Below are 25,027 nucleotides of genomic sequence, written 5' to 3'. Positions count from 1 at the left end.
TTCATTGATGAAATTATTTAATTTGCTTGTTGCAGGCTCGGTTGCCATTTTTTTGAGTGGGTGCGAACTTTTAAATCCGCCTCAGCGTGGGAAGGACCCTGAGTTTGCACCTACATATCCTACAACGCCTGATCCAAAGGAGTTAAGGAAAGAATCTGGCGCTATTTATAGCGCCGAAACCGCTTTACCTCTTTTTGAAACGCCAAGAGCACGACATCCAGGAGATATAGTTACAGTATTTTTAGTTGAAAGTACTAACGCATCAAAAAATGCAACACTACAACAGATGAAAACAGACACAAACGTAGTCAAGAACAAGCTCTTTTTAGGAAGACCCATTTCCTTTGGCAGCGGTTACAGTATGGATTTTGACTTGAACAATCAGCGACAATTCAATGGATCTGCACAAGCAGTACAGAATAATAAATTGGCGGGAAGTATTTCAGTGACCGTATCGCAGGTGTTGGCAAATGGGAACATGGTCGTACAGGGCGAAAAATGGGTTAAAATCGATCAGGGTGAGGAGTATGTACGGTTATCAGGCATTATTCGTCCTCAGGATGTAAGAGCTGATAATTCCATCACATCCGACCGTCTAGCTAATGCCCGTATTGCCTATGGTGGCACCGGACAAGTCAACAATACAAATGCTCAAGGCTGGCTGGCACGAATTATGTGGGGTCCTTTATTCCCGACTTAACCTGATTTGTAACTGCCTAGCTGGATTGTAGTCTGGGTGCGCAGCGAAACCCAGGCTACGATTTAGAACGATGTATTTAATTAACAAGGAAATTGTAATGCGGCGATTGCTGATAATTACATGGATACTGACGATAAACTTGCTATCAAATCACGTTTATGCCGAACGAATTAAAGATATCGCCACTTTGGCTGGGGTGCGCACCAACCAATTAGTCGGTTATGGTTTGGTGGTAGGTTTAAATGGTACCGGAGATAAAAACGGTACTCGATATACTGAAGATACTTTTGCAAACCTGCTTACTCAATTGGGCGTTAACATACAACCGGGAACTAAACTTAATTCAAAAAATATGGCAGCTGTCATGGTGACTGCGAGCTTGTCTTCTTTTATGAAAAAGGGACAATCTATGGATGTGAATGTTTCTTCTATTGGTGATTCAAAAAGCTTATTAGGTGGTACCTTATTAATGACTCCATTGAAGGGAGCCGATGGACGAGTATATGCTATATCCCAAGGAAACGTGATTGTATCGGGTATCAGTGCAGCCGGAAGCGATGGCTCAAGTGTTACTGTAAACGTACCTAGTGGCGCACGAATTCCTAATGGTGCAACTATTGAGGTTGATATCCCTAATCCTTTTTATTTTACAAAAGAATTAACTTATAATTTACATGCACCAGACTTTACAACAGCAAAACGCATGAGCGATGCCATTAATGAAATGATGGGACCTGGAACTGCCAGAGCCTTGGATGCTGCATCAGTGGTTGTCACTGCCCCCAAAAAAATGTCCCAACGTGTGGATTATGTTTCTGTGTTGGAAAATATTGAATTTAAACCTGCTGAAGCGATCGCACGAATTATTATTAATGCACGCACAGGAACAGTGGTTATTTCTTCTAATGTCATTGTCAAATCGGCCGCAGTCTCACATGGCAATTTGGTAGTGAGTGTGACCGAAACACCAGTGATAAGCCAACCTAATGCCTTTGCACGTGGACGTACAGTTTCCACCCAGCAATCACAAGTTAATATTGATCAAAAAAATAATCATGCGTTTGTCTTACCACGAGGTGTGACATTAAAAGATATTGTTAGAGGTATTAATGCTGTAGGAGCAACGCCTTCTGATGTGATCGCGATACTTGAGGCACTACAACAAGCAGGTGCTTTAAATGCTACGTTAATCGTGATATAGGTGAGCATTGAATAGTAAAACAATATGATCCAATTAAAATAGAGGATTAATATGACTGTACATGGAATTGCAACCAGCGACTTTAATGCATTAAATGAACTCAAGGTTCAAGCACAAAATAATGCAAAAGAGGCTCTGCCTGAGGCAGCGAAACAATTTGAAGGAATATTCTTACAATCCATGTTGAAAAGTATGCGCATGGGGCAGCATTTTCTAGAGGAGTCTAGTCCTTTTCGAGGTAAAGATAGGGAAACCTTTCAAGATATGCTTGATGCTCAATATGCCAGTACTATTGCAAACTCTAAAAGTGTTGGTTTAGCCGACATGCTTGCAAAACAGATGGAGCATAATCTGCCTACTATAGAACAACCAGAAAAAAGCACAACGGATAAGCCAGTTAATTCTAACGCAATATCCACTATGCCTGTGAAAGAAGAGAAACAGGATAAACCCACAACTACAATTGACGAATTTGTGAAATCAATTTGGCCTCAAGCCAAACAAGCAGCATCAGCTATAGGCCTAGACCCTAAAATTTTAATGGCTCAAGCGGCATTAGAAACAGGGTGGGGAAAATTTGTTACTAAGGATATTGATGGCACCAGCAGTAATAATTTGTTCAACATTAAATCAGGTGACAGCAAAGAGTTTGATTCAGTGAATGTAAAAACAACTGAATATATTGCAGATACTCCGATTAAAATGAATGCCTCGTTTAGAAAATATCCATCCGTTGAGCAAAGTTTTAATGATTATATTTCTTTAATCAAAGAGAATGAGCGCTATCAAACTGCTTTAGCCAGTACGAGCAACCCCGAACTTTATGTTAATGAACTGCATAAGGCCGGATATGCCACCGATCCTAATTACGGTACAAAAATTTTATCAATTTATCGTGGTGAGGAATTAAATCAGGCAATACAACGTTGTGAGTTATCAGAGCAAGTTTAAGGTACAGGACTGAATTAAGTCACAAATGTAATTAAAAAATGAGAAGTCTAGTAGTACATTGGATACAGGGAGCAAATAACTATGTCAATACTAAGTATTGCTTATTCAGGGATGAATGCTTTTCAAAACGCATTAAGTGTTACTGGGAATAATATTGCAAATGTCAAAACACGAGGTTATTCAAGACAAAGCATTCAGTTTGCCCCAACTCCATCTAGAAGTTATGCGGGTTCTTTTATTGGTACAGGAGTAGCTGTTAACAACGTGTACCGTAACGTAGATCAATTTGCTAATGCTCAAGTGAGAAGCACATTAAGCGTTAAATCCCAATATGATGCTTTTTATCAGCAAGCCTTAGAAATTAATAAATTGCTTTCTCAGGATGGCAGTAGTCTTTCTGTATCCTTGCAATCTTTTTTTGATTCATTAGGACAATTAAATAACGCGCCAGATAGTGTAGCCTCACGAAATGTTGCTATGAGTCAAACCCAATTATTAGCGAGCCAATTCTTATTTTTGCAACAAAACCTTGATCAATATCAAGAAAGCTCAACATCGCAGATTAAAGAAATAGCGAATACAATTAATCAGTTAACTTCTAATCTTGCGTCTGTAAATGGACAAATAATGAACTCACCTAACTCCCCTGATTTGCTGGATCAACGGGATGAGTTACTCAAACAACTGTCTCAGTATTCTGATTTAACTGTGGTGGAGCAGGATAACGGGATGGTGAATGTGGGTATTGGTAGTGGCCAAATGTTGGTGATCGGAACGACTCAAAGAGCTTTATCAGTTAGTTATGATCAAATAACGGCACAGGGAACTCATGTTTTATTGGATACAGGTGCGGGAAAAACGGAGATTACAAATCAACTAGTCAGTGGGACATTGGGCGGTCTCTTGGATTATGAGCGAAATATTTTATCTAAAGCCAGTCAACTCATCGGACAAATGGCAATTGGTTTAGCACAGAAGTTCAATGCGCAAAATCGTTTGGGCATGGACTTAAATAACCAGTTAGGACAGGATATTTTTACTGATTACAATACCTTGGCTATGCAACTTGATCGCTCAATTGCAGCATCGACAAACTCAGGGTCTGGAGTACTATCAGTAAATATTTCTGATATCTCACAAACTAAAATAAGTGATTATCAATTAGTTGTTACTAATGCAGGAGCGAGTCAGGCAACGCTCATTCGTGATTCTGATGGATCTGCGGTGACCTTAAATTGGACTAGTAATCCACCAGCTCCACCAGCGGGACAGATTGTAGTTGATGGCATGACCATCACCGTAGATAACATCGCTAATTTAGCAGATAATGATTCTTTTACAATCATGCCTACACGTGGAGCTGCAGAGAAATTTGCTTTACTCATAAATGATCCACGTCAATTAGCACTCGCTTCACCAGTGCAAACCACTGCATCTTTGAATAATACGGGCCAGGGAAAAATTGATTTAGGGCCTATTTTAAATATCACGGAAGTAACCAAACAATATACCATTGATTTTATTTCCCCAACGCAATTTAATCTAATCAACGTTACCGATGGTATTACAACTGGGCCACTCCCCTTTGTTCCTAACACGGATAATGTGATTCCGATTCCAGATGCGACTAATCCATCATATTCCATTACTTTATCCGGGGCACCGAATGCAGGAGATCAGTTTACTGCACAGTACAACCAAGGTGGTTTTGGTGATAATCGTAATGGATTACTTCTTGCGGGAATGCAACAACAAAATATTTTTTCTAACGGCACTGAAACACTTTTTGATGTTTATTCTGATCTGCTTTCTGATACAGGAAGCCAAACCAATGAGGCTAAAAACCGCTTTGATGCGTTTCAGGTTTTATATAAGCAATCGGTTGATTATCAGGAAAGTGTCAGTGGCGTAAATCTGGATGAGGAAGCAGAAAACATATTACAATTTAAACAGGCTTATGAGGCTGCAGCAAAGCTCATGGCAATCGCCAATCAAATGATGGACTTACTTTTTGAAATAATGAGGTGATGAATGCGTATTTCAACAAATCAGATTTATCAGAATAGTATAGATAGCTTATTGCTCAAGCAAGCACAGGTGGCAAAACTGCAGCAACAGCTCGATGAAAATTTTTTAAGAGTGCGTTATTCATCAGATGATCCCATCGCTTTTGCTCAAATTGAACTCATGAATCAACGCATTAGCTTTACAGAGCTTCTCCAAAAAAATCGTGAAAGTGTTGATAGTACTCTTAGTATGGAGGAGTCTGTCTTAAACGATTGCACAACGAGTTTGCAACGCTTACGAGACATCCAGGTGCAGGCAGGTAATCCGACATTATCTGAGGAAGATCGTAAGGCATTAGCCATTGAGGCGAGTATTATTTTGAATGAACTGACTGATTATGCAAACACCAAAGATATCAATGGTGATTATATGTTCAGTGGTGCGCAGACATCTACCGCCCCCTTTTCAATAAATGCCTCCGGGGCCTATGTTTATAATGGCGATAGTACACAGCGTTTTCAGCTTGTTGGTAGTAGTTTACAAATGGCTATCAATGATCCTGGAGATGACCTTTTTATGCGCTTACCTAATGGGAACGGTAGTTTTTCTATTAAACAAACAGGAACCCCTAATACAGGGACTGCATCTGTAAACGCAGGTTCTGTATCTACTCCTTCAGCTTATGTGCCAGATAATTACACGATGAGTTTCGCATTGAATTCGCAGGGCAATCTGGTTGTTATGGTTCAGGGGGCAGCAAGTGGAAATGTTATTCCCCCAAGTGGATTACCCGATGATGCACCTTTATATCAGGAGGGAATGACGGTTAGTTTTAACGGCATGGAAATGACTGTCTCAGGTATGCCAGCAGCTGGAGATACTTTTTTGATTGAGCCTGCCCAAAACGAATCTGTTTTTGCAACAATACAAGATATGATTAATAATTTGAATCAACCTTATTCTACTTCGACACAAAAAGCAGCTGCAACCACTGTGAATAATCAAATATTGGCACAAATAGATACGGCATTAACTACCGTCTTGAATGCTCGCGCCAATTTGGGGTCTCGGCTAAATCAGTTACAACATGCGGATACAGCAAACTCCGATATAATTGAACAAAGTAAAATTACTTTAAAGAGGCTACAAGAGGTCGATCCTATAGTCGCAGCTTCTGAATTTAAACAGGAGTTGTACAATTTGGAAGTGGCACAACAAAGTTTTGTGCTGATACAAGGGTTATCTGTTTTCAATTTTATCTAAAATGAAAATTGTAGCCTGACTGCTTGCAACCAGGAGCATATTTCAGCTACATGCTGCATCACTGAGTTATTTATGAGGAAATGTTTGTCGCCAAAATTGAGCTATGTCGATGCGCCTTGTTATCCAGATATCCTGATACTGGGTTAAATGATCTAAAAACTGTTTTAAAATAAGACATCGGTCGGGTTTTCCACTCAGACGCGGATGTAAGCCTATAGTCATGATGGCAAGACGTTTTTCTTGATACATATAATGAAACGTATTGATTAATCGGTCATAAAATTCTTTGGCACATGAAAACCCAGGGGTTGTACTGAATCTGAAATCATTGCAATCAAGAGAGTAGGGGATTACAAGGTGCTCAGCAATATAATAAGGCAGCTCATCGGCATAACTGTCTGAATCATAAAGAAAGCCCCCATGTTCTAACAGTAATTCACGAGTATGCTCACTTCGTCGACCAGTGTACCAACCATTAGGCTTATGGCCGGTGAGTTTTTCTAAGGTTTCAATACACAAAAGAATATGTTTCTTTTCAACTTTTCTAGAAATATTTGTGTAATTTATCCAGCGCCATCCATGTCCCGCCACCTCATGGTCTTGTTGGGCCAGATATTCAGCAAATAATGGATTAAGTATCAATGCTTGCCCTGCAACAAAAAACGTAAGTGGAATTTTATAATGATCAAATAGACGCAGAAGACGCCATATCCCTACGCGACTACCGTACTCATAAAAAGATTCCATACTTAGATTTCGTTGTCCTTTGGCTTTGGGAACAAAAGGAAAATCTGCACCACTTGTTTCAGCGTATGCATCTCCATTGAGAGGACATAATTCAGCTCCCTCTTCATAGTTAATTACAAAGTTGATGGCAAGCTTTGCTTTATTAGGCCAAGAGCATTTATTTTCTTCTGGTCCATAGCCTACTAAATCGCGCATGGTTTATCCTAATTCAAATGTAGTAATTCCATAAATGCCATCGATAGGCAGTTTGGGTGCCCCTTTTAAATACATTCTTGCTGTAGCGAATACTTTGGTCATCCCATGTTTATTGACCAAGTCAACTGCTAATGAATTACTTTCTGGGATATCCAGATAGACCGTCTCACCACGCGCATACTCAACCAATTGTGCAAATAATTTTTCGGCAATAAATGAGTTCTCCGCGAATAAGGGGCCAATTTTATAGCCCTCAAAACATTTGCGAATGACACCATAACCTTTTAATTGATTTTCTTTAATATAGCCAAGTGCTAATGCTGAGTTTTGAGTAATCCACGCGGTAAGAAATTTTGCTCTTGGGGCTGGAAAATAGTGTCGATCATATTGGGTTATCTGATCGAATGAGACGTTTTTTAGCTCAACTATATGTGGATCGTGTTTAGGCGTAACTTGTGTGTGCTCTAATGCATATCGAGCGTTATTATGGGCAAATTGATAACCAATTTTTGCGTAATTATCAACCATATTGAGCACGCCATCAATACCGGCATTTCTGTCTCCAACATAAGCGAGGCGTGCGCGAGTTAATTCCAGACCATAACCTTGAGCACGATATTTATTATCTACTATATAAAAACCACAAAAAGCAAAGTGTTCGTCGTAAAGTACTGCAGAACCAATGGCAATAATTTGATCATCGAGTTTTCCTGCGAAGAAACCTTGAGGATCTGTTTGATAAAAACACTCTGCATCATTTAATCCAGGGTTCCAACCTTCTTTCCGTGCCCATTCTACAGCGACTGAAACTTCTTCGCGTGTCATTCGTTCGATGCGGTACTTGGACATGATAGTCACCTTTTCGACTGTATATATAAATTAAATATTAAAGTATTGCGTAAAGCAAATAGCTAAGCTTCTATTTTTATTGTGCAAATATAGACCACTTTTTCGTGCTTTTATTTTTCGTAGAACCAATGAATTAAAGATACTAAATGCTAAAAAATCCTGTATTATGATCCACTTTAGTTTTTTTTAAATGTAAGGAAACATTATGAATTTCAGTATCAGGAATATCTTAGGCCCCTTGTTTCTCATTCTTTCATGTCCTATTTTTGTTATGTTGATGTGGTATACCAACACGCAGCTACAAGGGTCTTTGTCTGCTCTTTGGGATTTGATGCTTCAAAACGGCTTTTTTCAGACTGTGATGACCATATGGGGGCCTTATTTTTGGGGCTCTGCAGTAGCTTGGAAAATTATTTTAATTTTTACAGCTTTTGAGCTGGCTTTAATGCGTATTCTCCCAGGAAAAACATTTAACGGACCCATTACCCCGAAAGGAAACGTGCCAGTTTATAAAGACAATGGTGTTTTTGCATTTATTGTCACTATGGCCAGCTTTTGTATTGCATCTTTTGGTTTTAACTTATTCTCGGCTTCTATTCTTTATGACAACTTAGGTGCGCTATTTGGGGCCCTCAATTTGTTTAGCCTTATTTTTTGTGTGTTTTTATACATCAAAGGCCGTTTTTACCCTTCATCAACTGATTCAGGTATAACCAATAACATGCTGTTTGATTATTATTGGGGAACAGAGCTTTATCCTCAAGTGTGGGGATGGAGTATTAAAAAATTCATTACCTGTCGTTTTGGTATGATGAGTTGGGGCTTATTTCTAATTTCTTATTGCGCAAAACAAGCAGAGTTAGGTGACTTATCTAACTCAATGTTAATTTCCGTTATATTGCAATTTGTTTATCTCAGTAAATTTTATATGTGGGAAAAAGGTTATTTACGATCCTTAGATATCATGCATGATCGTGCTGGTTTTTATATTTGTTGGGGATGCATGGTATGGGTTCCTTGTGTGTATACTTCACCAAGTATGTATCTTGTGCTTCATCCTATTCATTTATCGTTTATGTGGGCAACTTTGATTTTAGGTTTAGGTTTGGCAAGCATTATTATTAATTATCTCGCTGACAAGCAACGACTTATTGCTCGAGCTACGCAAGGTGAGTGTAAGGTTTGGGGCAAAAAACCGGTTACTGTATTGGCACGTTATGAAACTACTGAAGGTGATAAAAAACAAACAATATTACTTGCTTCAGGGTGGTGGGGGATCGCCAGACATTTCCATTATATTCCAGAGCTTGCTGGTACATTTTTTTGGTCTGTCCCTGCGTTGTTTACGCATTTTGCCCCATACTTCTATCTTTGCTTTTTAACTGTTTTATTATTTGATAGAGCATTTCGTGATGATAAACGTTGTTCTGCTAAGTATGGACATGATTGGAAAAAATATTGTGAATTGGTTCCATATAAAATTGTTCCTCTTGTGATTTGATGTTTGTGTTGTACTATTTTTTCTAGTCAGTATCCTGGGTGAGTAAGCACCCAGGGATCTTCTTTGTATACAATCCAGTCGATGTAACAATATGAATCAAATCTGTGGGGGGGATATATGCTTATTTATATTCTTATAATGATAGGCATCAGTATAATCGTACGCATTTATCAGTTACAAAAACAAGCTGAAATTGCAAAAATAACTTATCCCTCCGAATTGAGCTATCTTTCCTTAATTAAGGACATGGCTCTTTTAAAAACAACTCCTTCGGCACAAGAGCAATTACAAACGCGTTTTATGACATTTATAGCTGACTTGGGAACTCGCTCACTCGAGGGTGGTTCTGGGGTCGGTTATTTTAAGGTACCCAATTTATCACCAGTATTTGTATTATCAAATAAAGCACTGATACAGCAACTTTATGCAAAAAAAAATGAAAGGAAGTTTGGACAACGACAATTTTTTCATCGATTAGAAGTGATATTAGGTTCTGAGAATTTAATGTCCTCCATTTTGGGTTCAGAAGCACATTCTAAAGTTCGCAACGCCATACTGTTACGCAATGAAACAAACAGGCCTCACGTAGCCGAGATGGTTGCCGATTTTTTTAAAGAATATGAATTTGAGCAGGGTGAACATGGATGGCCTTTGAGTGAGGTAATGGATAAACTCTCTCGCAGAGTATTATTAATCACATATTTTGGAAAAGCAGTTGTTAAACCTTTTGACGCATTTTATCAGGCAAATCTAACGAAGGAATTAATGAGCTGTTTGTTTAGCCTAGAACCCATTGGCAAGGAGGAGGAAAAAAGCCTCCTTTTTTTAAGAAGTAGAGTGTTTAATCTTGGTTGGCAGATTATCTTTTCTTCAGAAGAAATTACAAAACAATTAACAGCAGAGCAGAGCTGGCTTAATTACCTGCTTGTAGTCCGTGTGTTAAATAATACAAGCGTAAAAAGTCAGTTGAATGAACTGGGGATAAACGCAACGACTCAATTAACTGCTGCGCAATGTAAGTTACTGATCGATTATTCGGTTGAGTACTCTGATACTACGCCATTGTCTGCTTTGGTGAGGGACGTTGTTAATGAAAGCTTATTCATTCCATTATTGGGTTTTGATGCGACAGCAACCGCTTTAATTACAGCGTTAAGAATTGCTCTTCAGGATAAACGCATCTATAGCATGATGAAACAGGAAATTCAGCAAAAAATTTCAGCAAACGAACACTTTGAATTGCATTCTCCGTGGGATTCTCGAGTAGCAAAAGGTGATTTATCATATGCTGAAGCTGTTTTATTAGAAGCGTTGAGATTATCACCACCTGCACCTATTGTGCCAGAAATTATCCATGAAACAATCAATCTCGAGCTTGAGGGAACGACACTTACTTTACCTGCTGGTTCGCTTATATTTATTCCTATGCAAGGAATGCATACTCACATAAAACATGTTCCAGATATTGATCTTTCCACTGAGGGGCAAGAAATATTTGGTAAAAAGACAATTACTGCGAATGAAATTTTTCCTGAGCGCTGGGGGCCTAAGAACCATCAAAATGAGTTTTATAATACCCATTTTTTTGCGGCATCTCCCGTATTTAATTCACCGGGGACAATGGAGAAAGAGGGCGGATTATTAACATTTAAGACTGGATCAAGGCGATGTCCCGGTTTACGAATTGCAATGACAGAAATAATGGCTTTATTTCGCATGCTTGTAACCTACAAATTTGAACTGACAGCAGAGGAACATCTGGAATTACACTTTAATTATGAAAAGCCATTGCAGAGAAATGGCGGTTTAGGATTCCTAAAAATTAGGCCACGGAAGCCCTCAATAACTTTAGACACTGATCTTGTGGCACCTAGTCATCAAAGCGGTCTTAATTTTTTCCCTGAACTGCAGGTCGCTGAAAAGGTGCACGAGGTACAGTTATCGGTGAGAAATAATAGTGTTTAAAATTTATCGGGTTAAAAATTTGGAATTGACGCATAACAGGCGATTAAGATACCCCATAGATGGATGTAATCGCCAACTAATATATTTTTGAGGTACCATTTTGGTAGGCAAGCGTTTCTAACGTCACTTTGTAAGTATTTAATGATAGGTATAAATGCGACAACAAAAAAGACCATAAAAACATGGTAAATAAAACGCAGTTCTTGAGTATTTTGGTATAAATACGTTTTATAACGCATCTGCCATGGTGTAATGATAAGGACCACAAAAGAGAAGAAAAATACTTTAATCACACTGTTTAAATCAGTCATAAAAGGTAGTTTTTTGCGGCCATATACGATTTCTTTTTTCGATGGATCGAGCAGATTAAATGACATTGATTCCAGTACAGCACTTACCAAAAAAAACACACAATAAATATAAATACTGGTTATCGTTAATGATGACATAGAGTAGAACACGTAATCAGAGTCTTTTAAGCGTAATGAGTAATTGTCTATAATTTTATCATGATATGTATAGAGTGTCGATCGAGCATCCTAAATACTATGATTGGGATGCAACCTAGTGGCCCCTAGTTTTTTCCTATGACTCTCCACTCGGGATAAACAGACTATTGTCTACACTTGTTGAAAAAAGACAAGAAAAGACAATAAAACTTAAATTGTCCCCTGTACATGTAAAAAAGACACCCGTGGGCTCATTTGATTTTTCTGATATTAATATTTTATGCACCAACTTCATGCCCCCTGCATCATGACACGAACTTGCTAAGCTATTAAAAACATTATTTATGGTTTTAATCTGCCCAGCGATCTCATAAGCTTGTCCACATTGTGGAGATTGTCCACTGGGTGGAGATAAAGCAGTCTCAGCATAAATATTTTGAGAAATTAGCAAAAAGAATAGAGGTAATCCTTGAAAAAACTTCATAAAAGACCTCCTTGTTCTATCCATTTCTTTCAATTATAGAAGTGAATTGAAAAATTGAGAAATGTGGCTTTTAGAGTTTTTTAACAGGAATAGACTTAAATGTGCATTTAACTCCATAATAAACGAGCCTTATTATGAAAGGAAAAAAAGAAATGATGAAAAAAATGTGCTTATTCATTACTGCCTTTTTAGTATTCCAAACTGTACTTTATGCTTCGGATCCTCAGCAATCGTCTCTCGATAATAAAATTCAGCTATTTATGAAGGATAAACCTGTAAAAGCTTTAGTTTATGGTCTATGGATCAACGGAAAACCAATGAGTATTCAGGCCATTGGTGATTCAATGACGGCAGTTCCGGCAACAAAAGACATGCATTTTCGTATAGGTGGCGTGACAGAAACTTTATTAACAACGACGCTGATGCGATTGGTAGAGAAAAAAGAATTAAGTCTTGATGATAAGGTAGCGCGTTGGTATCCCAATTTACCTAATGCAGATCAAGTAAATCTAAAAATGCTTGCTAATGGTACAAGTGGTTTTCCTGATTATGTGTATCACCAAGACTTTATCAAACAAGTATTGGATAAGCCATTTAAGCAGTGGTCCGATAAAGAGTTAATTCATTATGCTTTTTTGACTGATCCTTTATTTAAACCAGGAACCAGCCAGCATTATTCTCATACTGACTATGTGATTTTGGGTAGTATTTTAGCTCAAGTGACTACACGACAGCTGAATCAATTATTTCACTCCTTAATACTTAATAAATTGAACATGAAAAATACACAATTCGAGCGAACTGCCACCATACCTTCACCGGTGCTCCATTCATTTAGTCAAGATAGAGGTGTTTATGAAGATGCAACTTTTTGGGATCCGTCCTGGACTGCAAGTTCGGGATCTATGACCTCAACGATAGAGGATCTCGGTACCTGGGCGAATGCTTGGATGAATGGCAGTTTGTTAACTTCCGAATCAAGCTTGGAATTAAGAGCGCCAGAGACTGTAGGGAAGGGGAAAAATACAAGTGAACTTTATTTTGCGATGGGATTTGCTGTAGCCAATCATTGGTTAATCCAAAATCCTCGTTTTGGTGGTTATAGTGGTGTTTTTGCTGTGTTGCCCGAAAAACAAATCGTGTTTATTGCATTTAATACATTAAAACCTACATCAAAGGAGGCCGATAATTTGAGTGTGGCTTTATGGAAAGAAGTAGCACATGATTTAGCACCGGAATATCCGATCCCTAACTTCAACTAGAAACAATTGAGCTTATCCAATGAGAATGAAGTAGGAGTTATAGGGCATTATCTAAGTTGTTCAACCAGCGTATGGATGAGTTGAACAATTAATTCGGGTTGCTCTTTTTGTATATAATGGCCGCTATTTTTGACATCTATCCGTCGGGCTTTTGGTACAAAAGTATCTGCCATCAGATCATTTGCCCGGTGGATACCAAGCATGATTGATTTGGCCATATCTTGGGTGACATAACTTGGCCAAAAACCATCTTTTACCATTTGACTGGCATTGGGAATTTTGCCCGCCGTGAGAATTATGGCAGGTATATGCAATTTATGATCTGCATAATCCTTTAATTGTTTAAAACTTTCAGCAAAGTTAATCTTTTCTACATTTTTATAATGAGCACTTAGTGCCTTCGAGCTTTTTTTTCCACCGAAATAGAACGCTTGAGTTTCTTTTTCTGACCAGGTGTTAAGTAGTTTTTCATTGGTGACATCAATAAGAATTAGTCCTGCGACATCATTAGGGTATTTCAGCGCATAAAGTCTTGCAGCCAATCCACCTGCGGAGTGTGCCACAAGGATAAAAGGTTTATGAATTTTTTTTGCTTCAATTAAATGATGTAAATCATCCATCTGATTTGCCGCTGTAACTGGTTGTTGTACCGGATCACTACGACTTTTTAAAAGGGTATCATCGATGATTTTAATTGTGCCTGGACGATCATAATCGCAGGCTGTTGTAAATTTATTGACTTCAGAGAATACAGTCTTCTTATTAGCAAACAAGGGTGTTTCCCAGGAGGCATCGCCTCGATCAGGATATCCCGCAATGAATATCACAGCTGGTGAGCCTGTGCCTTCACAATGCATGAATATTTTTCTTTTATTGTCAACAGAAATAAGATTGCTGTCACTAAATGCCATAGAACTCAGAACCATTAAACTAAGTGTAAAAATATTTAAAACAATGAGTTTTCCTGTTTTCATATTTTGAGCACGAGCCATCCATATCTTACGTACAAGTATATATGACTTTTAATAACATCGTTCGCTCAAATTTTCATGAGGTTGCATCTGTTACTTTAGTGAAAGCTTGCATATAAGCCAACCTGACTTAGTAGTCGCCACTTATTATTCAGTAGATAACTATATTATTAACCATAAATAGGTATAAAATCATGCTAAGCCGCGAACATATATACACTCTGCTCATGTTGCGTTATCTTGATTTAAGCAAAGCGACGTTTTAGAAATATTTGAAATTAAGAGGAGTATCTATTTCTGCTGATAATTATAGAGCCAGGTATAAACCTCCAACAAGTATTATTATAGATAAAGATAAGGAATGACCATTTTGTATATATGGGAACTCGAACTTCAAAATCAAGACCAGTTCATTGATGTGATGAAGAGAAGAAAGGACTTTTGTTTCTTTTGTCACTCCAATAACGGATAAAGAGGGGGTCTAACAAAAGTATCTAAAGACTAATAGTTATAATTTCAAGAGAAACTTGGCACTCGATAATTGAACGTTCCTAGAATATTAAGAATAAGAGAAATCTACGGTTCTTAAAGTGCTATTGATTAAATTTCAATCAGTTCCCTTTTTACTAGAATCCAGGCCAGAGGTCAATTTATAGAAATGTTCATTTTCATTAAATTTCAAGTTCAAATGGTTATTTGGAAATTTCAACTGAGGGTACAATCATTTTAAAAGCAGGCTCAACTCATTTACCAATAGATGATTTTATAGATGATATTTTACAGAAGGTAACATCTCATACTAATTTAGTAATAACAGCCGCACCTGGTGCTGGCAAGACAACTCGATTGCCTCCGGAATTGCTTTCTGTTGTAGCCGGGAAAATATTAGTGCTAGAACCTCGACGAATGGCGTCGATTGCTGCTGCTCATCGGGTTGCAGAAGAAAATAATTGGCTAGTCGGTGAGGAGGTTGGTTATCAAGTCCGTTTTGTCAATAAAACATCGCATAAAACCAGATTAATTTACATGACGGAAGCTTTGCTGGCCCGACATATGATTCATCATCCTGAGTTAGACGATGTAGACATTGTGATTCTAGACGAGTTTCATGAAAGATCTTTATACGTTGATTTAACACTAGGATTAATACGTGAATTACAAGAGTTAGGGCATCATATTAAAATTGTGGTCATGTCAGCGACACTCGAAGCAGAAAAAGTTGCTGAATATTTGGGTAATTGTCCTGTCATTTCCGTGCCTGGAAAATTATTTGAGTTAACGGTACGTTATCAAAAATCAACCCAATTACTAACACCTCAATATCAATTTTATGAGCATTTATCTCAAGTCATCAAAGAAGCACAGCGACAGACTGATAAAGATATTTTAGTATTTTTACCGGGTGCACGTGAAATTGAACGCGCTAAAGGAAACTTACTTGATTGGAAAGAAAGCAAAAAAATAGAGGTGATCACGCTGCATGGCAGTCTTCCTCTAGAAGCACAGCGTATCGCATTGCAAAAATCTTCAGCGCAAAGAATTATTCTTGCAACTAATATTGCTGAGTCTTCTGTTACTTTAGACGGTGTTGATACCGTCATAGATTCAGGTTTAGTAAAAATAATGAAACAAGATTTACGTACTGGATTTTCACGCCTGGAAATTTCGCGAATTAGCTTAGCGAGTGCCATTCAGCGTGCTGGTAGAGCCGCCCGACAATTTCCAGGTGTTTGTTACAGGATGTGGAATCAACATGATGAAAGTTTATTTGTGAAATCAAATATTCCAGAAATTCTACGTTCAGATTTAAGCGATAGTTTACTTTTTTTAGCTAATCAACATATCTCGAATTTTCAGAATTTTTCGTGGTTTGAAAGACCTCCTCGTGTCAGCATTGAACGTGCGACCTTTAGCTTACAAGCGGCAGGTGCTATCAAAAATAACAACGAATTAACATCAATAGGTCGCCAGCTTTTGGATTTCCCATTACCTCTGCGTTTGGGGAGACTATTAATTGCAGGTATAGAAAATAATTGCATCGATCTGGCTGCAAAAATTGCAGCGTTATTACAAGAGCGCGATATTCTACGGAAAGAAATGACGAATAATTTTCAAGCAGATCATTTTGAATGTGATATTGCACCGCGATTAAAAATTTTGAATAAATTTCTAAAAGATGGTTCTTCACATGAAGGTCATTTTACAATTTTACAAACTGTCGCACAAAGTTATCAGCAGATTCTAGATCTTGCTAAAAAATTAAAAAAAGCAGAGCCCCCTGTTTATCGTGAAGAAGATGAAGCTAGACAGTTGCTCCTTATGTTATCTTTTGGTGATCGTTTGTGTCGACGTCGCAAGAACTCTGATCGTGCATTAATGGTCGGTGGTCGTGGTGTAAAATTATCAGATCGAACGCTTGTGAAAAGGAGTGAATTTTTTATTGCATTGAATGGTTTTGAAGAAAGCGGGGAGGCTGAAACTTTGATTAATCAGGCGAGTGGGATAAATAAAGAATTTTTGTTGAAACACTTTTCCGACAACATAATAAAGAAAAGAGACATCATTTTTGAAGCAGAAAAATCGCAATTTTATCAGCGGGAATTTAAAACACTTTGGGATTTACCTATAGAAGAACCGAATTTTTCGCTGGCAACCTCGGTACACGTTGCAGAAAAATTGCCTGATATATTAACTGACAATTGGGCGAGCACACTGAAGAAAAATGAAAATTTACATGAGTGGTATCAAAAGATTATATTTTTACGATTCCATAAGGCATTAATACCCCCTCATATACAAGATGAATTGGAAAATCTTTTCGACGGAGATGCATTAAAAAAATCATTTTGCTTAACTGTATTTAGACAAGCATGTTTCGGTGAAAGTAAAATGACCTTAGTACTGCAAAAAAATTTAGTGTATTTTTTTGAACTAAATATATCTGAAACATTGCGTAGTATTTTACAAACCGAACTCCCAAATAGGTTAAAAGTTCCAAGTGGTAGCATGATACCCATTCATTATTCAACGGTTGAACATCCCTTTCTTAGAGTACGCATCCAAGAAGTGTTTGGATGGGAAGAAACGCCGAAAATATTATTTCAGAGTGTGTCAGTTGTTCTGCATTTATTAGGTCCAAATTTTCGTCCAGTGCAGGTAACAAGCGATCTAGAAAGCTTTTGGAAAAATGGTTATTCAGAAATCCGTAAAGAGTTACGAATACGTTATCCTAAACATCAATGGCCATTAAATCCTGCTGATGGCATTGCTCACGCGAAGGGATCGAGGCGAAAATAAAAGAAATCCAAGGATGAATCTATGGTTGTTTGGAAACGGGATCACAGCAATGTGGTCTCGTTACCATACAATTTTTACGTCAGGGCGCAAGTTCCGGAGTGCGAGGCCATAATCTGTGTAAAACAGGAAAACTATTTAGCGACGAGCAATAAGTGAGTTCTTTTTCCTCAAACAGTATACAGAAGTGGTAGTAATTTATTAACTGACCTAATATTTGAAAGAAGCCATCCTATATTTAATATTAATTATTCAACATCACTGAGCTTTCGGCAAGCGTGCGTGACTAAAGACAGAGCGGTCGTTTAGCCTATAGCCTCAATGATTTTAGGAGGCGACTTAATGATAAATGGCACCAATAAACTAGACACTGTCAAACAAGCCTTTAGACACTGGCGAGCCACACGAACAAAGCGCGGTCAAATTCCTGATGAGTATGGGAGCAGGTCAAGGGACTATTGGGTGATTATACTCCTTCGAAAATCGGCAGTCATTTAGGGATTAGTCCAATCCAAAGCAGGAAAAAATTAGTACCTATCCAGAATACTAGCCTGCAGTTTGTGAGGTAAAAGGGAAACCTACGAGGATTGATTCAGAGTTTCTATCGAATAGCGATGCACCTTGTAGTGTTGAGATTCATCGTCCCTGTGGCAGTATACTGAAAATCAATGCAGTACCGATGAGTAGGGTATCAAAACCCATGCTGGATTTTCTGGGTTAACGATGCTGCAGATTACCCCACAACATTGGTTGTTATTGGCAGTAGAGCCCATTGATTTTAGAAAAGGCATCGATGGCTTAAAAGCCTTATGCCGACAAAAGCTGCTTGATGACCCGTTCAGTGGTACCGTATTTGTCTTTACCAATCGCATGCGAACCTCAGTAAAACTATTCGTGTATGATGCGAGTGGTTTTTGGCTCTGCCATAAACGGTTCAGTCGAGGCAAATTAGCTTGGTGGCCTAGCGGGTTGAGTCCTTCAATTCAATTACGCTCCAGTGAGTTATTGATACTGCTTGCCCAAGGCCATCCCATAAAAGCAAGCCTTCCAGATGATTGGCGCTCTATGGCCTTATGCGGCCAGTGATGATTCTAATGAAGCCAACGTGTTTTCGTAATTCCAGGGAAGCCAGGCTTGAGGCTCTTTAACAATTTGGTCTTTGTAAACCTGGAGTGCAATTAGGTATTCAAAGGGGTTGATGCCTGCTAACTCACAGGTATAAATAATACTCGTGAGTACGCCGCCTACCATAGCTCCGTATTCGGTTTTATAAAACAACCAGGTGTTACGTCCTCGGATAGGGATTTTTAATCCTCGTTTTAAGGGCAGCAAGGTTAGCTAGCAGTCCTAATAAAATCAATAGGTTGGGGCGAAAATAATGACTCAATGCTTTTTTGCCGTAAAGTCACGATAATCATACTTAGTGGTATTAGCGGATTGGCGGATTCAACTCGTTAACGCAACAACACTAAATTGTGTAATAAATATTACAAAATCATTTTTGCACTTGGAAGAATTACTTCCTATACTAATTTATTTCTTAAAAAGTCCTTGCTCTATCAAAAATTGCACTCTTGACGCCATGGCTTCTGCATCAGGTTTTATATCTGATTTCTTTATAGGTAATAAGGTTCCAAGAAAATTAATATTTTCTGGATCATTCAACATCGCATGTCTGAATGTATCAACCCAGCAGAGCTTTGCATACAGCTTTTGAATGCTTTAGGAATTGCAGCCAGAAAATTTTCTAATTGGAAATCATCCTTTAACGCTTTTTCTGCTTTCTCATTGACCACAGCGTTGGTTCTAGGCGGTATCACGACATCAGCATCAGGAGAATGTGCTAGAACTGCCTCGTAAACAGGGGTTTCATCATAAGCCCCATCGTCTGTGAACTGGTCGATGGGTTCATTAGCCTGTTTCAGTAATGGCTTAACCTGGCTGTCATCATGACAAAAACGGTCAGTTACTGTGCAGGCTTCAAAATAATGATTTTGATTGACTGCTGCATGAAATTTACGCCAGCTGGCTTTACTCGCCAGCAATTCGTTTTGAATATGCCTATAATGAAAATAAGTATTAATGGGAGCCATAATGCCTTAATTTCAAACAGCATTTATTATAAGCAATCAGAATTTCGCCCAGGCAGTTCAAGACTTACAAGCCAACCGAGTGAATTCTAATATCATCCAGTTTAAACTGACAAAGCCTTTAACTCAAAACGAATTAAATGCCTTACAGGCAGCATTGGTTCAGCATCAAGCAGTGGCGTCATCCAATGTGTTTTGCTTGGCTGGGTGCCAAAGCTCTCGCTTAGAACTATTAAACATGTTTCGCGGATTAGAAGACTTTGAGTGGCTGTCTCTTCAAATGGATTATCCATTAAAACTCAGCCTAGAAGAATTTGGAGTGGTATGTCACATTATCCAAGATGCCAAAGAATCGCTTAACATGCTTTCCCTAAGCATCCCCGAAGGGAATGAACAAACTGTGTACCAAGCTCTAGCAAATAATTATTACCTGACAACGATAAATCTTTTCGGACAAGATGAATTTAATTCAATGCCCATTGGATGGGAGTTTGCAGTTCGAAATAAGGCGTGGCTAGATACACTAGAAAATTGGGTGTGTCATGATTTGATGGAGTCAGACTCAAAAGGACTTCCTCCTCGTCCCTTGCAAAACGTCATAGAATTTTCAGCAGACTACCAACTTCACGAAGGGCTCAAAGGATTAAGACAACCCTTGACCGATGAAGGAAACTGGGAAGTATTTCAAATTCTTACACAGTGTTATCCCCATCCCACACTCCAAAGCACTGCATCTCATGCTTTAGGATATTTCTTATATTTAAATCCCAATTTTTTTAAAACAAATCAAGATCAAATAGCTCAAAGCCTATTCATATTAAATGCGTTTCAAGATCTAGACCTTGATCCTACAGACGAAAGTGATATCACCAGAGCAACGCAAATCATGGCGGTGGCTTATGCCATTCAAAAACTTCAACAAAAAGAGCTCTCTCTAGTAGATGTACGGGCATTCCTATCTGGTAACAAAGTATTGCTAAATTCTTTTGTTGTAGGAGAACTCATTGATAAAGCTCGAGAAACACTAACCCAAGCTCAAGACCCAGCATCAAAGAATGAACTCAACTTATTAAACGCCATTTCAAATCAACAAAACTATCACCCTCTTTTTATGGATTACTTGTTACAATGCCCCTCTTTTGTAAGACAACTTAAAATGACCTACCCTTCATCAGAATCTTTTTATATAATAGATGATGGTTTATTCAAAAACAGCGTTATCAGAGAGAAGTCTTTAACAGATGGACAGGTTGTAAAACCAGATCAACAAGGAATACCCAAAGATCTATGCCCTGATTTTGCAGCGACATTACGCGCAGCACCAGCCTTAGTTCCTATTGATATAGAAAGCATCAGAGGCCAAATAAGAGCTTGTGTTTTACCTCATGTCCATTCACGCTATAGAATGTTTCAGCAGGAGCCTCAAGCTGAAAGTTCAGATCCTCGACCAAGTTCATCACATCAGCTAGGCAAATCCTAAATGATTGCCTCGCTAGGGCTTTGTTGCTTAACCCCATGTTTAATGAATACTTATTTTCGCATTGCCTGCTGCATATGGTTAAAGTTTTGGAAGAGAATACTGAAGATATAAGCCATGAGTGAGTGGGATGTAAGAGTTTATAGCGTGATAGGACTACTTTATTTCTAGCTCATAAGCATTGTTACTCAAATATGCCATCTTAATACTAAAATCATTTTTTTCTGTAGTTCTTGAATTTTTTTGATGTATTTTTTTTCCATTTTTGCACCTATTATTACTCCGGGAACTTGCACAGAAGGCTGGAGGAGTTATTAAGGTAAAATAATATTTTTCATAACGTTCTCAATAAGCAAAGGAGACATTAATTTACATAAAAAAATACATTTTATGAATATACTTTATTAATCAACTTGGTGAGCTTCCTAGTTAAACCCAATTTCAAAATAGCCTTACACTACTTTCAAGTCTATTTGCATTTTCTCTACTAAAATTATCAATGCAAGATTACTTGTGAGTTGGTTGGTATCAGGTCAGGATATTATAGGGAGGTAAGCAAGCGTAGGCTGGGCTGAAAAGCCCAGCAACTGCTCTGATGAATTGATTGATATTAGAATTAATATTCCGTTTTTGAGTTAATAATCGATTTCTAGGTAATACCCAAGCTTGGTCGCTGGGCTTTTCAGCCCAGCCTACGCTTGCTTGAGTTTTAGATTTTCCTAGTTTCGATTTGATCCGTCCATTATTTAATATAATAATCCAATTTCCAAATAAATCCTGAGGCAGGCGATTAATTCTTGGTGTGAATAAGTAAAACTTATAAGGGCTTAATAAAATTTATTAGTGTGAAGATAATGATTTTGCAATTAAATTAAATTGGACCAATAATAAATTTATATAGAATAAAATGCATAATCATGAAATGTCCAGAATGTCATTATATTAGGAAAAGAAGGGAAACAGTACCAGAATGGCAATGTCCCAATTGTGGAATTGCATATAATAAGCATCCGGACTATTTTCAAACATACAACTTCAAAATAAAGCTGCTCTATAAAATATATCCAAAAAATAAGGAAATTAAAGCACATACTATTTATGTATATTTATATAAAAATCATTTAAATATAGAGCACATTCAGTTTGCCTTCCTGAATAAGGACAAAGTTATAATTCGTTTGGGCTTAGGTTCGGATCTTTTTATATATTCAGCAGAAATTTTCGAAGTATTAAATAGTACGAGCAAAAAACTCCCAAAACTCCAAGAACATCATAAAAAAGCAATTATTGAGTATATATTACCTGAATATCTAAAAGACTCTTTACCAAAGGATAATACTAAAAAATCAAATGAGATTATCGGCCTTCCATCTTCGAATAAAAAATACAATTTTTATAGCGTGTTTCTTAATAGACTGTCTATTGTTGTAATTATCGGAACTATACTCTTTATTTATTATGATTTTAATTATTACATTATTCATCAGGGGCTGGGATTTGGATATATTTATAAATCACAGACACCTGAAGAAAGGGAGGTGCTGGCTAGATACTATTCACAAAATAATAAAATCAAAACATCAAATGCACCTAATAAAAACATATTTAATGGGACTTTTATAAATTCATCACTAAATGATGAGGGGGATAAAGGCCTTTCGAAATTGCTTGGTGAAAATGGGGAACAACAAAATATCGATGAGGGAATAAGATTGCTTACCCAATCCGCAGAAAGAGGAAATCGTAAATCCCAATATAATTTGGGAATGGCTTATTATGAGGGATATGGCCTTGATAACGATAAGAAAAAAGCTCTTTTTTGGCTTATTAAAGCAGCAGAGAATGGTGAAGAAAAGGCACAATATAATGTGGGAATAATGTATCTACGGGGAGAAGGCACAATTAAAAACAAAAATAAGGCGCTGTATTGGATAAAAAAATCAGCGGATCAGGGTTTTACTCCAGCGATTAATTTATTATCTCAAATTAAAGAGGTAAATGAGAAACCAATCCCTGTCTATGAAGAACTTCCCTCACACAAATTAATTTATAAAAAAGAAGATAAAAATGGAACATTGTTTACTGATAGTCCTAATTAGTACATCAATACTATTTGAGTAATGATGAATAAAGTGCATCTATCCAAGTCTTTTTGCAGTATCAATTCTCTATTCTATAGTTAATTCAAATCGAATTTAGAAGACGAAGGGAAGACTGCTGGTAAAAAATAAATATTAAGTCTGACTACTTGAAAAGTAGACTTTAAGGAGAAAACTGAAATAGTTCAACGCTTGAAAACCAATTTATTTATCCTCATTAGCAGCAACGTTCGCCAAACCCCCGATTTTTTTCCTTTTAAAGGCTACCAAATGTAAGTGTCATAAAAACACATGGTTTTGAGCTTTGCTGAATTTGTAATTTTAGAAATTAAAAAATCTATTCAGCATCTAATGATCCCTCTTCCGGGACTTCGAATATCCTGTATCCATTTATATAAATTTTGTTTATTTACTTCTTCTATTGGGTATCCTCTATTATTCACAGTTTCCCTGGCGCCGTTACTAAAACTAGAGGTAGTAACTATTAAGCCAAATTTCGCATTGTAAGATTCAATATCTGAAAGTATCAGCTGTTATATGCCGCTACTTATCAGACTTGTGTTTGTTTGATAATTTCTGCGTTAAGCACAAAGCAAGGCTTGACCCTCTAGGTATGATTGGTTTGTTTTGAAGTGTACAGAGCGCTTGGGCGTAAAATCGATATTGTCTGAACTTTAAATAAATTTAAGCGAACGGTGAGTAATAAGTTAAATGAACCATCAAGTAGAGGCTTTCAGATAGGTTCATAAAAAAATGAAATATTATTTGAAACTTAGTTCAAATAATAATCTATTATTTATTTATGTTCACCAATAATAAGATTAAATTGGTAGATGCATTAATGAAAATACTTCTAGCGCGTCAGAGTATCTATGACAGGGAACGGCTAGTTAGAGCTTATGAATTACTTTATAGAGATGGAAGCTCCAAAGCTGCTCATGTGGATAACAAGGATTTGAAAGCAGGGGATCATGCTACTTCGTCAGTGATCACACAATTATTTGCAAATTTAGACCTGAATGACGTGATTGGTGACAAACTAGCATTTATTAATTTTACTTACAATCATTTGATCAATCAAATTCCTAAATTACTCCCCAAAAATAGAATCATTGTTGAAGTAATTGAGGATATGCCTATCAATGATCAATTAATTCATAACTTGATTGATTTGAGCAAAGAGGGATATAAGATCGCTTTGGATGACTTCATCTATACAGAACAAATTATTCCACTGATTCAAATTGCTGATATTATTAAAATAGATGTATTACATCAAAATAAACAGCAAATCCGCAAGCAACTTACTCTACTGCAACACTTCAATGGTAAATTGCTTGCTGAAAAAATAGAGAATAGAAGTCAATTTAATGATTGTGTCGAATTGGGATTTGATTACTTTCAAGGTTTTTTCCTGAATAAACCAGACCAATTAAGAGGACAAGCCATTACTGAAAATAGAACTCATTTAATACGATTATTGAGTGTGACCTTTCCCCCCAAAATAAGACCATGACATTGA

General features: G+C 37.4%; 20 protein-coding genes and 1 pseudogene. 13 read left to right on the top strand and 8 right to left on the bottom strand.

Features of this window, described 5'->3' with window-relative positions:
* The first annotated feature begins 7 nt into the window (after window positions 1-7).
* The 5 genes from BGO44_RS09970 to flgL all read left to right on the top strand — a co-directional run bounded on the left by BGO44_RS09970 (window position 8) and on the right by flgL (window position 6,122).
* Window positions 8-700, top strand: coding sequence for a flagellar basal body L-ring protein FlgH (locus tag BGO44_RS09970; protein ID WP_273199538.1), 693 nt, complete (start codon window positions 8-10; stop codon window positions 698-700).
* A 97-nt stretch (window positions 701-797) separates the two neighbouring features.
* Complete coding sequence (locus BGO44_RS09965; RefSeq protein ID WP_273199535.1) at window positions 798-1,901, top strand: flagellar basal body P-ring protein FlgI; 1,104 nt, start codon at window positions 798-800, stop codon at window positions 1,899-1,901.
* Window positions 1,902-1,952: 51 nt separating this feature from the next.
* Window positions 1,953-2,852, top strand: a complete 900-nt coding sequence (gene flgJ / locus BGO44_RS09960) for a flagellar assembly peptidoglycan hydrolase FlgJ (protein WP_273199533.1) — start codon at window positions 1,953-1,955, stop codon at window positions 2,850-2,852.
* 81 nt (window positions 2,853-2,933) lie between these two features.
* Entirely contained in the window at window positions 2,934-4,880 is a 1,947-nt protein-coding gene (flgK, locus tag BGO44_RS09955; protein ID WP_058510088.1) for a flagellar hook-associated protein FlgK, read from the top strand.
* A gap of 3 nt (window positions 4,881-4,883) precedes the next feature.
* Window positions 4,884-6,122, top strand: coding sequence for a flagellar hook-associated protein FlgL (gene flgL / locus BGO44_RS09950; protein WP_273199531.1), 1,239 nt, complete (start codon window positions 4,884-4,886; stop codon window positions 6,120-6,122).
* 66 nt (window positions 6,123-6,188) lie between these two features.
* On the opposite strand, the gene BGO44_RS09945 is transcribed toward flgL, so the two are convergent.
* Together BGO44_RS09945 and BGO44_RS09940 are read right to left on the bottom strand one after the other, a co-directional pair.
* Window positions 6,189-7,064: a polysaccharide deacetylase family protein gene (locus tag BGO44_RS09945; protein WP_273199529.1), complete on the bottom strand. Its 876-nt coding sequence runs from the start codon at window positions 7,062-7,064 to the stop codon at window positions 6,189-6,191.
* Between the two features lie 3 nt (window positions 7,065-7,067).
* Window positions 7,068-7,913 carry a GNAT family N-acetyltransferase gene (locus BGO44_RS09940; RefSeq protein WP_273199527.1) on the bottom strand — a complete coding sequence of 282 codons (846 nt, stop codon included), beginning with the start codon at window positions 7,911-7,913 and terminating at the stop codon, window positions 7,068-7,070.
* Window positions 7,914-8,118: 205 nt separating this feature from the next.
* Here BGO44_RS09940 and BGO44_RS09935 point away from each other — a divergent pair, with 205 nt between their 5' ends.
* Together BGO44_RS09935 and BGO44_RS09930 are read left to right on the top strand one after the other, a co-directional pair.
* Window positions 8,119-9,414, top strand: coding sequence for a phosphatidylethanolamine N-methyltransferase family domain-containing protein (locus BGO44_RS09935; RefSeq protein ID WP_058510092.1), 1,296 nt, complete (start codon window positions 8,119-8,121; stop codon window positions 9,412-9,414).
* Window positions 9,415-9,531: 117 nt separating this feature from the next.
* The gene (locus tag BGO44_RS09930; protein WP_273199524.1) at window positions 9,532-11,379 is read left to right on the top strand and encodes a cytochrome P450; all 1,848 of its coding nucleotides are present in this window, start codon (window positions 9,532-9,534) and stop codon (window positions 11,377-11,379) included.
* An 11-nt stretch (window positions 11,380-11,390) separates the two neighbouring features.
* Here the strand turns inward: BGO44_RS09930 and BGO44_RS09925 are convergent, their stop codons facing one another.
* The gene (locus BGO44_RS09925) at window positions 11,391-11,756 is read right to left on the bottom strand and encodes a hypothetical protein (protein WP_273199523.1); all 366 of its coding nucleotides are present in this window, start codon (window positions 11,754-11,756) and stop codon (window positions 11,391-11,393) included.
* Window positions 11,757-11,964: 208 nt separating this feature from the next.
* Complete coding sequence (locus tag BGO44_RS09920; RefSeq protein ID WP_273199520.1) at window positions 11,965-12,312, bottom strand: hypothetical protein; 348 nt, start codon at window positions 12,310-12,312, stop codon at window positions 11,965-11,967.
* 152 nt (window positions 12,313-12,464) lie between these two features.
* Here BGO44_RS09920 and BGO44_RS09915 point away from each other — a divergent pair, with 152 nt between their 5' ends.
* Window positions 12,465-13,574, top strand: coding sequence for a serine hydrolase domain-containing protein (locus BGO44_RS09915; protein ID WP_273199518.1), 1,110 nt, complete (start codon window positions 12,465-12,467; stop codon window positions 13,572-13,574).
* 47 nt (window positions 13,575-13,621) lie between these two features.
* Here the strand turns inward: BGO44_RS09915 and BGO44_RS09910 are convergent, their stop codons facing one another.
* Window positions 13,622-14,566, bottom strand: a complete 945-nt coding sequence (locus BGO44_RS09910) for an alpha/beta fold hydrolase (protein WP_273199516.1) — start codon at window positions 14,564-14,566, stop codon at window positions 13,622-13,624.
* A 675-nt stretch (window positions 14,567-15,241) separates the two neighbouring features.
* Here BGO44_RS09910 and hrpB point away from each other — a divergent pair.
* Together hrpB and tnpB are read left to right on the top strand one after the other, a co-directional pair.
* Complete coding sequence (hrpB, locus tag BGO44_RS09905) at window positions 15,242-17,842, top strand: ATP-dependent helicase HrpB (protein WP_273199514.1); 2,601 nt, start codon at window positions 15,242-15,244, stop codon at window positions 17,840-17,842.
* Between the two features lie 720 nt (window positions 17,843-18,562).
* Window positions 18,563-18,925 carry an IS66 family insertion sequence element accessory protein TnpB gene (gene tnpB, locus BGO44_RS09900; RefSeq protein ID WP_273199513.1) on the top strand — a complete coding sequence of 121 codons (363 nt, stop codon included), beginning with the start codon at window positions 18,563-18,565 and terminating at the stop codon, window positions 18,923-18,925.
* Here tnpB and BGO44_RS09895 read toward each other — a convergent pair.
* Both BGO44_RS09895 and BGO44_RS09890 read right to left on the bottom strand, forming a co-directional pair.
* On the bottom strand, window positions 18,911-19,117 hold the full coding sequence (locus BGO44_RS09895; protein WP_273199511.1) for a hypothetical protein: 207 nt from the start codon (window positions 19,115-19,117) through the stop codon (window positions 18,911-18,913). The two genes, tnpB and BGO44_RS09895, sit on opposite strands and share 15 nt — an antisense overlap.
* A 383-nt stretch (window positions 19,118-19,500) precedes the next feature.
* Window positions 19,501-19,881: pseudogene (locus BGO44_RS09890) on the bottom strand (transposase); the annotation flags it as partial.
* A 130-nt stretch (window positions 19,882-20,011) separates the two neighbouring features.
* Here BGO44_RS09890 and BGO44_RS09885 point away from each other — a divergent pair.
* The gene (locus BGO44_RS09885) at window positions 20,012-21,409 is read left to right on the top strand and encodes a hypothetical protein (protein ID WP_273199509.1); all 1,398 of its coding nucleotides are present in this window, start codon (window positions 20,012-20,014) and stop codon (window positions 21,407-21,409) included.
* A 914-nt stretch (window positions 21,410-22,323) separates the two neighbouring features.
* Window positions 22,324-23,505 carry a sel1 repeat family protein gene (locus tag BGO44_RS09880; RefSeq protein ID WP_273199507.1) on the top strand — a complete coding sequence of 394 codons (1,182 nt, stop codon included), beginning with the start codon at window positions 22,324-22,326 and terminating at the stop codon, window positions 23,503-23,505.
* Window positions 23,506-23,846: 341 nt separating this feature from the next.
* Here BGO44_RS09880 and BGO44_RS18580 read toward each other — a convergent pair whose 3' ends face one another.
* Window positions 23,847-24,020 carry a restriction endonuclease gene (locus tag BGO44_RS18580; RefSeq protein ID WP_353743538.1) on the bottom strand — a complete coding sequence of 58 codons (174 nt, stop codon included), beginning with the start codon at window positions 24,018-24,020 and terminating at the stop codon, window positions 23,847-23,849.
* A gap of 326 nt (window positions 24,021-24,346) precedes the next feature.
* Here BGO44_RS18580 and BGO44_RS09875 point away from each other — a divergent pair, with 326 nt between their 5' ends.
* Complete coding sequence (locus tag BGO44_RS09875; RefSeq protein WP_273199505.1) at window positions 24,347-25,021, top strand: EAL and HDOD domain-containing protein; 675 nt, start codon at window positions 24,347-24,349, stop codon at window positions 25,019-25,021.
* Window positions 25,022-25,027 lie beyond the last annotated feature (6 nt).

The organism is Legionella sp. 39-23 (assembly GCF_001897665.1).
Classification (GTDB): domain Bacteria; phylum Pseudomonadota; class Gammaproteobacteria; order Legionellales; family Legionellaceae; genus Legionella; species Legionella steelei.
Note: the sequence above shows the minus strand (reverse complement) of the source record. Positions and strands in the feature narration are given on the sequence as shown.